The organism is Ahrensia sp. 13_GOM-1096m (assembly GCF_000620605.1).
GTDB classification, from domain to species: Bacteria; Pseudomonadota; Alphaproteobacteria; order Rhizobiales; family Rhizobiaceae; genus Ahrensia; species Ahrensia kielensis.
Map to the genome: position 1 here is coordinate 89030 of NZ_JIAX01000011.1, position 15170 is coordinate 104199.

General features: G+C 47.7%; 14 protein-coding genes. 9 read left to right on the forward strand and 5 right to left on the reverse strand.

The features are described from left to right. The first annotated feature begins 132 nt into the window (after positions 1 to 132). The 4 genes from leuD (at position 133) to N530_RS0108240 (ending at position 3552) form a co-directional block, all read left to right on the forward strand. Positions 133 to 738, forward strand: a complete 606-nt coding sequence (gene leuD / locus N530_RS0108225; protein ID WP_018689785.1) for a 3-isopropylmalate dehydratase small subunit — start codon at positions 133 to 135, stop codon at positions 736 to 738. A 6-nt stretch (positions 739 to 744) separates the two neighbouring features. Then, positions 745 to 1128: a RidA family protein gene (locus N530_RS0108230; RefSeq protein WP_026480310.1), complete on the forward strand. Its 384-nt coding sequence runs from the start codon at positions 745 to 747 to the stop codon at positions 1126 to 1128. Positions 1129 to 1183: 55 nt separating this feature from the next. Then, positions 1184 to 2290 (forward strand): 3-isopropylmalate dehydrogenase, encoded by a 1107-nt coding sequence (gene leuB, locus N530_RS0108235; protein ID WP_026480311.1) that lies wholly within the window; start codon positions 1184 to 1186, stop codon positions 2288 to 2290. 221 nt (positions 2291 to 2511) lie between these two features. Then, the gene (locus tag N530_RS0108240; RefSeq protein WP_026480312.1) at positions 2512 to 3552 is read left to right on the forward strand and encodes an aspartate-semialdehyde dehydrogenase; all 1041 of its coding nucleotides are present in this window, start codon (positions 2512 to 2514) and stop codon (positions 3550 to 3552) included. A 55-nt stretch (positions 3553 to 3607) separates the two neighbouring features. On the opposite strand, the gene N530_RS0108245 is transcribed toward N530_RS0108240, so the two are convergent. Next, positions 3608 to 6847, reverse strand: coding sequence for an efflux RND transporter permease subunit (locus N530_RS0108245; RefSeq protein ID WP_026480313.1), 3240 nt, complete (start codon positions 6845 to 6847; stop codon positions 3608 to 3610). After that, positions 6847 to 7998: an efflux RND transporter periplasmic adaptor subunit gene (locus tag N530_RS0108250; RefSeq protein ID WP_026480314.1), complete on the reverse strand. Its 1152-nt coding sequence runs from the start codon at positions 7996 to 7998 to the stop codon at positions 6847 to 6849. Before N530_RS0108250 ends, N530_RS0108245 begins: the two co-directional genes overlap by 1 nt. 210 nt (positions 7999 to 8208) lie before the next feature. Between N530_RS0108250 and N530_RS18590 the strand changes: the two genes are divergently transcribed. Continuing rightward, the gene (locus N530_RS18590) at positions 8209 to 8826 is read left to right on the forward strand and encodes a TetR/AcrR family transcriptional regulator (protein WP_051540840.1); all 618 of its coding nucleotides are present in this window, start codon (positions 8209 to 8211) and stop codon (positions 8824 to 8826) included. Here the strand turns inward: N530_RS18590 and N530_RS0108260 are convergent. Both N530_RS0108260 and N530_RS0108265 read right to left on the reverse strand, forming a co-directional pair. Beyond that, positions 8823 to 9929: a patatin-like phospholipase family protein gene (locus N530_RS0108260; protein WP_026480315.1), complete on the reverse strand. Its 1107-nt coding sequence runs from the start codon at positions 9927 to 9929 to the stop codon at positions 8823 to 8825. The genes N530_RS18590 and N530_RS0108260 overlap by 4 nt on opposite strands. Then, positions 9926 to 10714: a 3-hydroxybutyrate dehydrogenase gene (locus N530_RS0108265; protein ID WP_081773927.1), complete on the reverse strand. Its 789-nt coding sequence runs from the start codon at positions 10712 to 10714 to the stop codon at positions 9926 to 9928. Before N530_RS0108265 ends, N530_RS0108260 begins: the two co-directional genes overlap by 4 nt. A gap of 125 nt (positions 10715 to 10839) precedes the next feature. On the opposite strand from N530_RS0108265, the gene N530_RS0108270 reads away from it, so the two are divergent. Genes N530_RS0108270 through N530_RS0108280 form a run of 3 tightly spaced genes read left to right on the forward strand, consistent with a single transcriptional unit; the run spans position 10840 to position 13345 of the window. Next, positions 10840 to 11193 carry an arsenate reductase family protein gene (locus tag N530_RS0108270; RefSeq protein WP_162150946.1) on the forward strand — a complete coding sequence of 118 codons (354 nt, stop codon included), beginning with the start codon at positions 10840 to 10842 and terminating at the stop codon, positions 11191 to 11193. A gap of 42 nt (positions 11194 to 11235) precedes the next feature. Next, entirely contained in the window at positions 11236 to 12504 is a 1269-nt protein-coding gene (gene ispG / locus N530_RS0108275; RefSeq protein WP_026480318.1) for a flavodoxin-dependent (E)-4-hydroxy-3-methylbut-2-enyl-diphosphate synthase, read from the forward strand. Continuing rightward, positions 12482 to 13345 carry a lytic transglycosylase domain-containing protein gene (locus tag N530_RS0108280; protein ID WP_247869180.1) on the forward strand — a complete coding sequence of 288 codons (864 nt, stop codon included), beginning with the start codon at positions 12482 to 12484 and terminating at the stop codon, positions 13343 to 13345. Before ispG ends, N530_RS0108280 begins: the two co-directional genes overlap by 23 nt. Here N530_RS0108280 and N530_RS0108285 read toward each other — a convergent pair. Beyond that, a complete protein-coding gene (locus N530_RS0108285; RefSeq protein WP_051540841.1) occupies positions 13342 to 14259 on the reverse strand; it encodes a polyprenyl synthetase family protein in 918 nt (305 codons plus the stop codon). The two genes, N530_RS0108280 and N530_RS0108285, sit on opposite strands and share 4 nt — an antisense overlap. A 99-nt stretch (positions 14260 to 14358) precedes the next feature. Here N530_RS0108285 and mtgA point away from each other — a divergent pair, with 99 nt between their 5' ends. After that, positions 14359 to 15156: a monofunctional biosynthetic peptidoglycan transglycosylase gene (gene mtgA, locus N530_RS0108290; RefSeq protein ID WP_026480321.1), complete on the forward strand. Its 798-nt coding sequence runs from the start codon at positions 14359 to 14361 to the stop codon at positions 15154 to 15156. Positions 15157 to 15170 lie beyond the last annotated feature (14 nt).

A 15170-nucleotide genomic window follows, 5' to 3' on the forward strand; every position in this document is an offset into this window, starting at 1 on the left:
AGCTCCTTAGCTCTACAAATAGCTTTTTTCTCAATCATTCAAGGTTTTGGTCGATTGAGCCGTCAGAAGGCTTCATTTCCGTGAATGAGTTTGATAAACCGTGTCCAACTCTTACAAACTGGAAAGAACGTCATGGATAAGTTCAATAAGCTCTCAGGCGTTGCCGCACCTTTGCCGATCATCAATATCGATACAGATATGATCATCCCGAAGGATTACCTCAAAACAATCAAGCGCACTGGTCTTGGCGAAGGTCTCTTTGCAGAAATGCGTTTCAATGAAGATGGTTCTCCTAAACAGGATTTTGTTTTAAACAAACCTGCTTACAAGGATGTTAAAATTTTGATCGCTGGCGAAAATTTTGGCTGCGGCTCATCGCGTGAACACGCCCCTTGGGCACTTGTCGATTATGGCATTCGCTGTGTCATCTCGACCAGCTTTGCTGATATTTTCTATAATAACTGTTTCAAGAACGGCATATTGCCGATTGTTGTCAGCCCTGAAAACCTTGAAAAGCTTATGGATGATGCATCGCGTGGTTCAAACGCTGTTGTCTCTATTGATTTGGAAGCACAGGAAATCAAAGGACCAGACGGCGGCACCATCGGCTTTGATATCGACCCACATCGCAAACACTGCATGCTCAATGGCTTGGATGATATTGGCCTGACACTCGAAAAAGCATCTTCAATCGATGCCTATGAGAGCAAAGCCGCAACAAACCGTCCTTGGGCGTAACACATTATGACCCGCAAGCTCATTTCATCAGGCTCACCTTTTGAAGAGATTGCGGGTTATTCACGCGCGTTGGTTCAAGGCGATTGGTGCTTTGTTTCAGGCACAACGGGCTATGATTATCAAACGATGGTGATGCCCGATAGTGTGGAAGAGCAAACCCATAATGCTCTTACTACAATCGAAAAGGCGCTTGAACAGGCAGGCTTCACATTAAGCGATGTCGTTCGAATGCAATATACAGTCACCGACGCCGCCTATGCAGATATTGCGTTTCCCGTTCTTGGCCGCTGGTTCAAAACTATTCGTCCTGCCGCAACCATGGTCGTTGCTGGCCTTATTAAGCCTGAAATGAAAATTGAAATCGAAGCAACAGCGCTTCGCGACCAGTAGAAAATTGAACTTAGCAAAAACCTGTAAATCTAACCTCTAACGACGGATGCAACTGATGACTGAACGCTCTATATTCCTTTTGCCAGGTGATGGTATTGGCCCTGAAATTATGTCCGAGGTCAAAGCGCTGATCTCTCAAATGAATGAAAAAGATGGCGCAAACTTTAAAACCGACGAAGGTTTGGTTGGCGGCTCGGCATATGATGCTCATGGTCAAGCTATTTCCGATGGCGACATGGAAAAGGCTCTTGCTGCTGATGCCATTCTATTTGGTGCCGTAGGCGGACCAAAATGGGATAATGTTCCTTATGATGTGCGGCCAGAAGCAGGCTTATTGCGTCTTCGTAAAGATATGGCCCTATTTGCGAATTTGCGTCCTGCTATCTGTTATCCAGCATTGTCGAACTCTTCATCACTTCGCCCAGAAGTCGTCGAAGGCCTTGATATCCTAATCGTTCGCGAGCTGACTGGCGGCGTATATTTTGGTGAGCCAAAAACAATCACCGATCTTGGCAATGGCCAAAAACGCGCTATCGACACACAAGTTTACGAAACATATGAAATTGAACGTATTGCAGGCGTTGCCTTTGAAATGGCGCGCGCACGTGGCAACAAAGTTTGTTCAATGGAAAAACGCAACGTCATGAAATCTGGCGTGCTTTGGAATGATGTTGTGACAGCAACACATAAAGCCAAATATGATGATGTGGAATTGTCGCATATGCTTGCTGATGCAGGCGGCATGCAATTGGTGCGCTGGCCAAAACAGTTTGATGTTATCGTGACCGACAATCTGTTCGGCGATATGCTGTCTGATGTTGCAGCGATGCTAACCGGTTCCCTTGGCATGTTGCCATCTGCATCACTTGGTGCCCCTGATGAAAAAACTGGTGCACGCAAAGCACTCTATGAGCCCGTTCATGGTTCAGCGCCGGACATTGCAGGCAAAGGCATTGCCAACCCGATTGCTATGTTTGCGTCCTTTGCGATGTGTTTGCGCTACTCGTTCAATATGATTGCAGAATCTGAACGTTTGGAAAAAGCAATTGCAAGCGTTCTTGATAGCGGTGTTCGCACCGGCGACATCATGAGCGATGGCTGTACGCAGATCACAACCACACAGATGGGTGAAGCCATCCGCAAAGCCTATAGCGCTCAATAGACCGCTATAATTACAACAAACTGACGCGGTATACCGCGTCAGTACCATTTGAAAAGCGCAAACAATTGACATTTGCGCCGCAGTGCATCAAAAGATCGCCATCATGCTTAAAACGATCCCTACGAAAACGAAGACCGTTTAACTCGCTCCGCCCCACACTCTCCCCGTGGGCGGGAAGAGTGGCGCTTTGACCGCAACCGGGGAGAGACAGGAAAAGAGCAATGAGTTTCAAAATCGCTATCGTTGGCGCAACTGGAAATGTTGGTCGCGAAATGATAGAAATCCTTCACGAACGCGGATTTCCAGCATCAACTGTTGTGCCTTTGGCATCGCGCCGTTCATTAGGCCAAGAAGTCTCCTATGGCGACAAAACGCTAAAGGTTCAGGCGTTGGAAAACTATGATTTTTCCGACACTGACATCTGCCTCATGTCTGCTGGTGGTTCAGTTTCAAAAGAATGGTCACCAAAAATCGGCAAAAAGGGTTGTGTTGTCATCGATAACTCTTCCGCTTTCCGTTATGATTCAGATGTGCCTTTGATCGTTCCAGAAGTGAATGCCGATGCAATTGTTGGTTTCACGAAAAAGAACATCATTGCTAACCCAAACTGTTCGACAGCACAGCTCGTTGTCGCGCTTAAGCCACTTCATGATTTTGCTATAATCAAACGTATTGTCGTGTCTACATACCAGTCTGTTTCCGGTGCTGGCAAAGATGCGATGGACGAACTTTTCGCACAAACACGTTCGGTTTACGTTGGCGACACTTTCGACGAGAGCAAAAAATTCACCAAGCGTATCGCGTTTAACGTAATCCCGCATATTGATGAATTTATGGAAGACGGCTCCACAAAAGAAGAGTGGAAGGTTTCTGCCGAAACAAAGAAAATGCTCGATCCGAAAATCAAAGTGACATGTACAGCTGTACGCGTACCGGTTTTCATCAGCCATGCAGAAGCTGTGAACATCGAGTTTGAAAACGAGATCACAGCGGATCAAGCACGGGAAATCCTGCGCGAAGCACCGGGTTGTCTTGTTGTCGATAATCCTGCTGAAAACAGTTATGTCACACCGATTGAAGCTGCCGGTGAAGACGCAACATTCATTAGCCGTATCCGCGAAGATTCAACATTGGATAACGGTTTGAATATGTGGATTGTCTCTGACAATTTGCGCAAAGGCGCTGCGCTGAACACAGTTCAGATTGCAGAAGTTCTGGTTAATCGCAAACTGATAACACCAAAGGCGCAAGCTGCAGCCTGATACTATCATCAGATCAATAAAAAGGCCGGTGTTTAGCACCGGCCTTTTTTTATTATTACTCTGCCGCTTTAGGATAGGGCGTAACCGTTGATGGCATTTCTTCAAGATCGCCTTCATCAACTTTAGGCTGGTTAGGATCAACCTGCGCAATCGGTTCGTCGTCCATCGCAGCTGAAAGTTCTGTGCGCTTCATTTTACCGCGCAAACGGCGCCAAAAATTACCCATAAGACTGCCTGATTCAATCGACGCATTGTCTCGCGTAAACAGCATCAAGGATGCTGGCGTGACAACCAATGTGAGGATTGTTGAAAATGCCAAGCCGAATACAATCGCGCTCGACAAAGAAATCCACCACTGTGTTGAAGGTGCGCCATATGTCACTTCTTGGCTAAGGAGCGCTAAGTTCGCACCAAAGGCAATCGGTAGAACACCCAAAATCGCCGTCACAGCTGTCAGCATCACCGGACGAACACGTTCGCGGCATGTCTCCAACACGGCTTCCGTTTTATCCATACCTTGGTTACGAAGGTAGGCATATGTGTCGATCAAAACGATATTGTTGTTCACCACAACACCTGCCAGCGCAATCGTGCCGACCGCCGTCATGATGATCGAGAATGGCATACCCATGATAAGCAAGCCCAGAAGCACGCCAACCGTGGACATAACCACCGCAGATAAAACCAAGGCGACATATGTAAAGCGGTTAAACTGAGCCAAAAGCAGTGCAAAAATCAAGAAAATCGCAACACCGAAAGCCTTGCCAAGAAAGGCCGATGCTTCCGCACTTTCCTGATCTGAGCCAACCATTTCCCACTCAATATTGGCAGGGAAATCGAGTGTCTTCAAATGTTCAGCAACTTTCGCCTGAAACACCGCATCCTGCGCACCTTCTGCAAGGTTAGCCGATATTGTGATTGTGCGCGAACCATCAATGCGGCTCAAAGTACCGAGCGAGCGAGCAGGCTCACGTTTCACAAAATTAGAGATCGGCACCGCACCAGATGGTGTTTGAATACGCAGCTGATCAAGCATCGAAAGCGTCCGGCGATCTTCTGGCAAACGCAGACGAATATCAACTGCATCATCCGCGCCAGCAGGCCGGTAATCAGAAAGCACAAGTCCGGTTGTCACCAACTGAACGACAGTACCAATTGAATTAGGACCAACGCCAAATTTAGCCGCTTCCGTGCGATCCACTTTAAGTTCCCAATCGACGCTTAAAGGTGGCAAACCCGTTGAGAGGTCACGCACTTCAGGAATAGTGTTGAGATATTCGCCAATTTTCTTGGCCATCACATCCATACCAACGGGATCATCGGCTGAAAGCTGAACCTGAATTGCTTTGCCTTGAGGTGGGCCAGCATCTGGGACAGAAATTTCAATCTCAACACCGGCAAAACCAGAAAGGGAACTACGCAAATCTGCCAAAATGTCAGATGCAGGCTTGCGTTCACGCCAATCTACAAACTCATATTGAATCGTACCGATTGTATCTTCGCCGCCGCCGCCGCCAAGAGAAAAGCCGCCGCCGCTGCCAACACGCGTATAGACAGTATCGATACCTGGCCAGTTCAAAAGACGCTGTTCAGCAACCCGAACTGCATGATCTTTTTCTTCAAGCGAAAGATTACCCTGCGACTTCACATAAAGAAGTCCGTATTCAGGCTCGACGCTTGGAAAAAACTCCACGCCATTATTGTTTTGGGTAAAGCTGGTGACAATGCCGACCATCAATGCACAAACAAGCAAAAGAACGGCGATAGGATAGCGCACGGTCTTCTTGATGACCGCCATATAAAGACCATCTGGTTTTTTAGGCTCAACACGCGCCTTACCAAAAATAGAACCAAGTGTTGGCGCAAACAACAATGCATAAATCGTTGAGGCAGAGAGCGTTGCGATCAATGTGATCGGCATATAGCTCATGAACTCGCCAACAATGCCAGGCCAGAACAGCAATGGCGAGAAAGCGGCAATACGGGTCAGTGTAGAAATAACCACTGGGCCGAACATACGGCGCGCACCTTCAGCAAATGCTGGTCCTGCCGGCATGCCTTCAGCCATACGCCGCTCGGCATATTCAGTCACAATAATGGCATCATCAACCAACATGCCCACAGCCAAAATAAGGCTGAACAGGACAACGATATTAACGGTAAGTCCTGCCAAAGACAGGAACATAATACCCATCAGGAACGAGGTTGGAATAGCCAGACCAATGAGCAATGACGACCGGAAACCCAGATAGAAAAGAATAACGATGAAAACCAGTATAACCGCGGTCAGAACCGAGTTTTGCAAGTCTTCGAGCATTGTGCGGATATCAGTTGATTTGTCCTGACTGAATGACACATCAATACCAGTCGGCAATTCTGCTTTAAATGCTTCTGATGCAACTTTAACCAGATCGACGGTTTGAATAAGGTTGGAACCGGCTCGTTTAGAAACCTCGATGGCAATCGCTGGTTTGCCATTAAGGCGCGCAACCGTTTGTGCATCTTCGAAGGTTGAGCGAATAGTCGCAAGATCACGTGCGCGCACAACAGCATTGCCATTAACAGCAATAGGCAGGTTCGCAATATCTTCAACGGTTTCGAGCAGAGCAGGAACCTTGACCGCATATTTGCCCTGATCGCCTTCCAATGTTCCTGCAGCAACCAATTGGTTATTGCCGCGAACACCGGCAATCAGATTGTCCAGCTGAAGATTATATGAACTCAGCTTAACCGGATCCATGATGACTTCGACAAGCTCATTACGCGATCCCTGCAATTTGGCTTCCAGAACACCCTGTACTTCTTCAATGCGTTCCTGCAGCGCTTTTGCGCTACGTGTCAAAACACGTTCAGGCACATCACCCGATAGTGTCACAACAAGAACGGGGAATTCAGAAATGTTAACTTCAGACACCGTTGGCTCGTCAGTGCCCGAAGGAAAATCGCGTTTGGCCTGATCGGTTTTCGTGCGCACATCATCAAGCGCAGTCGACAGATCGGCACTTGGATCAAACTCAACAACAACATTGCCGCCGCCCTGATAAGCAGACGCGGACATCTTATCGATGCCCTTAATGTTCTTAAGTTGTGTTTCTAGCGGCCGAATGAGCAAACGTTCCGCATCTTCTGGCGAAACACCCTGCAGGCTGAGACCTACATAAATGACCGGTATTTGAACGTCAGGTTCGGCTTCTTTTGGGATGCTAATATAAGAAAGTGCACCAGCGACCAGAAAGAACAAAAGCGCCATAATTGTGAGGCGCGCATTTTTAACTGCAATATCGAGAAAACCCATTACTGACCCTCAATCTGGCTGCGTGTCTCTTCAATTAACTTATCGATTTGTTCTTGATCTGCCTCAATAGCCTGAACTTTTTGGCCTTCAGAGACAAGGTTTTGGCCTTGAACAATGATACGCGCATCTTCCGGTATGCCGCCAAGGATTAACCCGCCGGTTGAATCATCGACGATATCAATCGGATAAAACAAAACGACATCGTTCTCATCAACCGCTCTTACGCCAAGCTCACCATCAACATTAAGCGTAACAACAGAGCGAGGAACTGGTTTTGCAGAAACGGCTTCGCCCTTTAAAATAACTTCCGATGTCATGCCAACTGGAATATTCATGTCAGCATTTGGCGCTTCAACTTCTACCGTGTAGGTACGTGTTGTTGCCTGTGCGACACGGCTGATATAACGAATTTTACCGGAAACAATTTCTCCTGTAACCAAACGCAGCGAGGCTTCATTGCCAACCTTAACAATTGGCAGGTCACTTTCATTAACTTCGCCAATGCCGATAATCGGGTCCAAAGCAACAAGCGTAGCAACAGGCGTTCCAGCTTGAACAGATGTGCCCGCTTCTACTTTTAAATTATCAACCACACCGGCAAACGGTGCTTTAACCTCAAGAAGGCTCATTTCGACCTTGGCTCTTTCAAGCCCGCTCTCTGCTGAGCGCAGCGCTGACATTGCTTGATCCAGCTGAACTTTAGGAAGCGTTCCACGTTCAACAAGTTTACGTTTAGCTTCCGCATCAATCTGAGCTTGTTCAAGGCTTTGCTGCGCGCTTGCCAATGCTTCTGCACGGCCCTCAGAGGCCAATTTCAAAATGACTTGGTCTTTTTTAACAACATCGCCCTGCGAAACTTTCAGCTCATCAATGGCAGCCGACGTGCGGGCTGAAATTTCAGAACTCTTATCTGCTTGGGTAATGCCAGAAATGCGAACTGAACGGGCATGCTGAATTGATGGCACTTTCGCCACGCCAACCGCTTGCAGTGCTCGATCTTCAGCTTTCGCTTTCTCTTCTTGTCTTTCAACAACAGTATTTGGCTTGCCATCTTCAGTAGAAGCGCTACCAACGAAAGAAAAGTCGCCCGTTAACACCCACGCGGCTGCCAACAGCAAAACAACCATTGCCGCAAATTGATGAAGTTTCATCGTTTTATCCGTAACTTTCCACGTAAGGTATTTATTATGTTCCTAAACCCTTTTTTTTTTAATTATCAATGGCTGGCCAATCATTTGAGTTAACCAATATTTTAAGCGCCCAAGGCAACTCAACGTAAGGTACTGATTTCATAACCTTAATCCAAATGTCAGGAATATCACGTTTGACAAAATACCAAAAAATGTCATAGTGTCAACATCATGCTAAATTTTTGCGACGATAAGCGCGGCCTGATTCTACAATCAGCGCTGACCGTTTTCCTTAATTACGGGTTCAAGAAAACCTCGATGGACGATATTGCGCGTGAAGCGAAAATATCGCGCCCTGCATTGTATCAAATTTTCAAAAACAAATCCGACATCTTTAGGGCGATAAGCCTGCAGCTGTTAGAGAACTCTGCACTTTCAGCCAAGGATGCGTTTTATACGCACGACACATTGCGTGACCAATTATTCGCCTGCATTGATAATGCTATTCTCAAAATGCACAATTATGTCGATGAAACCCCGCATGGCGTTGAACTAACCGGCATCAATCAGGAGCTTGCTCAAGACATCGAGGTTAAGTGGAAAGCAGATATGCTAGTCATTATCACCGAGGGTATTGAGCGTGCCATCAAACAAGGCAATGCAGACTTAAGCAGGTTTACCAATCCGCAAATTAATGCACATTCTATCGCGCAGATTATAATGCATAATATTGAGGGTATGCGGCACACGTATCTATGCGGTGATCCAATCGATCAATATGTCGAAACACTCATGGATTTTATAGCGCAGGCCATAAGTGTCGATAATCAGGCCCAAAACCAAAACTAATCCAGTTTTGGTTTTTTCTTGGCAAGCTCTTCACCCAAATGGCGCCCGATAGTTTTCTTATCCTTGGGAAATATTCGCTGCTCTATTTCTTCAGATAGATCCAATGTTGGCTCATTGCCTATCGCATCGTAATGTTCTTCAAGAAAATCCTGCCCTGCCGCAAAACCCAAATCATGCAAATTTTGCAAAAACCGCCATTCGGCATTCATTTTTGTTGCTGCGGATAAATCAGCCAACGCCTCGTCCGCACCGACACGGTGCATACGGATGTTTGAATAAGTCGTGCCATCAAGGCGGCCTTCTTTTTTCAAGCGGCGCACAAATTCAATCGCCCTGAACTCGCGCAACAGACCTGCATTGAAGGTAATTTCATTCATCCGGTCTTGAATTTCCATTGCCGATTTAGGCGTTTCGCGCCGTTCAACAGGATTGATCTGGATGAGTAATGTATCTTCAGTGTCTGTTGCATAGAAAAACGGGTACAAAGCAGGATTACCGCCAAATCCGCCATCCCAATAAGGCACACCGTCAATTTCAACGGCTTTATACATAGTTGGCAAACATGCCGAGGCCATAACAGCATCGACCGTTAAATTCTCGCCGGAAAAAACCTGCGCTTTACCAGTCCAAACATTGGTCGCGCTCACAAAGGTTTTAAAACTATCGCATCTTGTAACATCATCAAAGTTGACGACCTTTGCAACAACATCGCGCAATGGATTGATATTAAACGGGTTGGTGTCATAGGGCGAGAACACACGGCTAAACAAATCTGCTGCCAAATAAGAAGGCGAATATTGAAAACTGTAATTACCTAAAAGAACATCCAGCGGGTTGCGTTGAATTGGTGAAAAGCGCCCTTTTGCACCAACAGCTTTCCAAAATTCTCGCAGTTTTTTGCGTGCGCCTTCACGTCCGCCCTGCGCCATGCCGGCTGCCATAGCAACCGCATTCATCGCGCCAGCGCTGGTGCCTGAAACGCCGTCAAATTCCAGCCGCCCATCTTCGAGCAAAGCATCAAGAACACCCCAGGTAAACGCGCCGTGAGACCCGCCGCCCTGAAGTGCAAGATTGATTTTCTTTGTTTGTGCACTCTTACTCAAAGTGCCGTCCAACCACCATCAATAGAAATGGTCGTGCCCGTGATTTGCGAAGCACTGTCTGAACATAGGAAAACCGCCGTACCGCCAAGCTGCTCAACAGTTGCAAATTCCCGTGTTGGTTGGCGTGTGAGCATAACTTTATCAAGCACCTCTTCACGGCTCATTTTATGCGTTTTCATCTGGTCAGCAATCTGACCTTCAACGAGCGGTGTGAGAACATAGCCCGGACAAATCGCGTTACATGTCGCGTTCATTTTAGCTTCAGCCATTTCCAGCGCTGTTGTCTTTGAAAAACCGACAATGCCGTGTTTCGCAGCAATATAAGCAGACTTATACGGCGACGCCGTCAAACCATGAGCCGATGCAATATTGATAATCCGGCCCCAGCCAGATTTTTTCATCATCGGCAATGCGACCGCAGTGGTGTGAAAAGCCGACGAAAGATTGATCGCGATAATCGCATCCCATTTTTCGGCAGGAAAATCCTCAATCGGAGCAACGTGCTGAATACCTGCATTATTGACCAGAATATCGACAGTGCCAAAAGCCTCGGCAGCTTTTTCTACCAATGAGCGTGCCTGATCACCCTTTGAAAGATCAGCAGAGATATAAATCGTTTTATTACCAGCTGCCTTTGAAATTGATTCAGCAAGCGCATGGTCATCCTTATTATCCGTATAAGAATTGAGCACCACATTGTGCCCCTCCATCGCCAGCGACCGTGCTATTCCAAGGCCTATGCCGGAATTGGAGCCTGTGACTATTGCTGTTTTAACATCGGCCATCATAGTTTCCTTTTTAATAAACACTGCGTTATTGCACCGCAACATAAGCTTAATTATGTCACATGTCAGGTGACAATTCTGTGTTCAATGGTAAGACAGACAAAAATGTTCCAGAGAGGCAAAACATGACGTTGCACATATTTGGTTATGCGGGCTGCTCAACTGTGAAAAAAGCTGTTCAATGGGCTGAAGCTGAAAAGCTGCCATTTGAATATAAGCATTTCATCAAAGTCGATGATTTGGAAAACTCATTGCGCCAATGGGTCTCGCTTGCGGGCATTGATGCCGTATTCAACCATAAAGCACAGACATTCAAAAAACTGGATGACGCCGAGCGTGATGCAATCACCCAAAGTGAAGACACAATGATCAAAGCAATGGCAAGCGAGCCGCGCTTTATCAAGCGTCCAGTTGGAACAGACGGAAAAACCGCATTAACAGGCTTTGATGAAGCTGCATGGCAACAGGCATTTGCCTAAGACATAAATTGACACCTCACCTGTCATAAATGAGATAGATGCATGACCAAGAATAGCCCAAATTACATCAGTGAACCATTTGCGCGCCACAAAACCGTCGGCGTTGATGTCGGCGGCGTCCTTGTGGGCGGCGGCGGTGACGTCGTCGTTCAATCCATGACCAACACGGACACGGCAGATATTGATGCGACAGTCGCGCAAGTTGCAGCGCTTCACAAAGCTGGTTCTGAAATCGTCCGCATCACCGTAGACAAGGACGAAGCTGCCGCCGCTGTTCCAAAAATCCGCGAACGGCTTGAGCGCCTTGGGCTCGATATTCCATTGGTCGGTGATTTTCATTACATTGGTCATAAGCTTCTTGCCGACCACCCAGCATGTGCCGAAGCACTGGCAAAATACCGCATTAATCCGGGCAATGTCGGCTTTCGAGAAAAACGCGACAGGCAATTTACCGATATTATTGAAATGGCAAACCGCTATGAAAAGCCGGTGCGTATCGGCGTTAATTGGGGTTCGCTTGATCAGGAATTGCTCACCCGTTTGATGGACAAAAACCAAGAAGACGGATTTCCTATGACCGCCCAGCAGGTGATGCGTGAGGCGATTGTGCAATCCGCATTGATTTCCGCTGAACTGGCTGAACAGATCGGTATGCCGCGCGAACGCATCATTTTATCTGCAAAAGTAAGTCAGGTTCAGGATCTGATCGCGGTTTATACCGATCTTGCAAAACGCTCCAATCATGCACTCCATTTGGGATTGACCGAAGCTGGCATGGGCTCAAAAGGCATCGTTGCATCATCAGCAGCACTCGGCATCTTGTTGCAGCAGGGTATTGGCGACACAATTCGCATTTCCTTGACACCAGAGCCAAACGGTGACCGCACGCGCGAAGTACAAGTTGCGCAAGAACTGTTGCAAACAATGGGCTTCCGCCAATTCGTACCCGTTGTCGCAGCGTGCCCCGGCTGCGGGCGCACGACATCAACCGGATTTCAAGAACTGGCCAAGAAAATCGAAGGCGACTTGCGCAAAAACATGCCGATATGGCGCACGAAATATCCAGGTGTAGAAGCCTTAAAGGTTGCCGTCATGGGTTGCATCGTTAATGGCCCAGGCGAATCCAAACACGCCGATATTGGCATTTCCTTGCCCGGCACCGATGAAAGCCCTGCAGCGCCGGTATTTGTTGATGGCAAAAAAACAGCGACCTTGCGCGGCGATAATATTGCCGGAGATTTCGAAACTATGGTCGCAGATTACATTGAAGCGCGCTTTGGCGAAAAAGGTGATACACGCGGTGCTGCTTAAGCGTGCACCTCTTTTACTCTCCGCATGGCTGACAATAACACCTGCGTTCGGGCAAACAGCGGCCAAAGACATAGAGGCTGAATTTCCCGTTGAGCGCATTTGTCAGCTTATTGCGCGCGAAGCATCTAGCAACGGTATGCCCTTAGCTTTTTTCGCAAGACTAATCTGGAAGGAAAGCCGGTTTGATGCCAAGGCGGTTTCTCCGGTTGGCGCACAAGGCATCGCGCAATTTATGCCCGGAACCGCAAAGATTCGAAATCTGGACGATCCTTTCGATCCTGAAAAAGCGATCCCCGCTTCGGCTCTATACCTTGCAAAGCTGCGCGTGCAATTCGGCAATCTTGGTCTTGCATCTGCCGCCTATAACTCAGGCGAAACACGCGTTGCAAACTGGTTAGCACGCGGCGGCAGCTTGCCCATTGAAACAGAAAACTATGTGCTTGATATCACCGGAGAGCCTGTCGACACTTTTTTCGACCGCCGCCGCCAAATCAAAGATCATCCGCTTGAAGAAGAAATCGGATTTTTTGAAGCATGCCTGCGCTTACCCATTATAGAAACCCGTGCGGGATCAATGGCCGCAAGATTGACTATGCCTTGGGCGATACAGGTCGCTGGTAACTTCAAACGCGAAGTCGCTCAGCGTAGCTGGAGCCGAATCAAAGCACGCAATGGTGCCATATTAATGGGCATGCCCCTGTCGATAAGCCGATCACGGTCAGCACTTGGACGGCGCGGCATCTATACCGTTCGCTTGGGCGCACCATCGCGGCAAAAAGCCAACGCTATTTGCGGCCGCTTGCGCAGCAATGGAACACCTTGCATTGTTCAAAAAAACTAAGACTGCCGCTTGGCAACAAATTGTGTAGCAGCGCGGATAATATCTGCTTTTTCTCCATAAGGGGCTAAAAGGCTCTCGGCTTCTTCAACCAGTTGGTCCAAGCGCTTGCGCGCCCATTCAACACCGTGGATAGCAATCAATGTGCTTTTACCAGCGTCAGCATCCTTGCCTGTCGCTTTTCCCATTGATGCTGCGTCCGATGTTACATCCAGCAAATCATCCGCCAATTGAAAAGCAAGGCCAACCAACTCACCATAGCGCCGTATATTTTGGCGCTCCTCTTGGTCACTACCGGCGATAATAGCCCCCGCCTCACATGAATATCGGATAAGTGCACCGGTTTTCATCGCGTGAATCCGGCTAATCATATCTTCGCCTGCGTCTTTATTCTCGTTTTCAAGATCAAGCTGCTGGCCGCCAACCATGCCGCCAACACCCGAATCACGCGCAAGCGAACGCACCAACTCAACCTGCGTTTTAGGCAGAAGCCCGCTTTTTTCGTGAACGGTCAAATCAAATGCCAATGTAAGCAAGGCATCGCCCGCCAAAATCGCAGTCGCCTCATCATAAGCAATATGAACTGTTGGCTTGCCGCGCCTAAGCTCATCATCATCCATTGCCGGCAAATCATCGTGCACAAGAGAATAAGAATGTAAACATTCCAGCCCCGCCGCGGGATAAAGCGCCAAACCTTCTTCAGCGCCAAGCATTTGAACAATTTCCATTACAAAAAAGGGCCGGATGCGCTTGCCGCCGTTAAGCACACCGTGGCGCATTGCACTCACCAACCTTTCCGGCCGTGCAATTTCGCCATTTTGGGCCGCTGCATTGAGATATCCCGATAGAAAATCATCAACTTGCGTAGCGCGCGATTTGAGAATCTCTAAAAATTGAGTTTGATTGTATTGAGCCACAAATTTGCCCCACTATTTAGCCGCGTGCTTGATCGGCCATTTCATATGTGATTATTCAATTGCCTACGGATTGAGAAAAGTTCAACCATATTTCACGCAATGAGCGTTAAGTACTTTCAGGAACGTCGCAATATTTTGGCCAATGCACCTAAGAAAAAATCAGGCAAGAAAACCGTGCGGGCTAAAAAACCCATTATTCTGAGGCCAACATTGCGCCAGCGCATGGCAAGTTTGTTCAAATGGACAATTCTCGCATTGATCACAATTATAGTGCTGCCCTTTGCATTAACAGTGCTCTACCGCTGGGAAGCTATTCATCCAACATCAACACTCATGCTCTCGCGTCACCTTGCTTTTAAGCCCGTAGACCGTCGGTGGATTGAATTGGACGATATGGCCCCTGCGGCCTATCAAGCGGTGATGATGTCAGAGGACGGACAGTTCTGTGCCCATAACGGCATTGACTGGAACGCCTTAAACCTCGTCATTTCCGATGCAATCGACGGCGAAAAAACGCGCGGCGCATCAACCATCACCATGCAGACCGCAAAAAATCTCTTCTTATGGGGTGGTCGCTCCTATGTACGCAAAGCTTTAGAAATTCCTCTGGCTCTTTGGATTGAGCTCGTTCTGCCCAAAAAGCGCATAATGGAAATATATCTCAATATTGCTGAATGGGATGACAATGGCGTTTTTGGCATTGAAGCCGGTAGCCAAAGCCATTTTGGTGTTTCTGCCGCAAACCTGACCCGTAAACAAGCAGCCTATATGGCCGTGACATTGCCCAACCCAATCTTGCGTGAACCAAGCAACCCAACCAAGGGTCTGCGCCGTTTAGCCTCTGTAAATATCAAGCGTGCGCAGAATTCTGGTGCTTATATTAAGTGTCTGCAATAGAATCTGCATAAAAT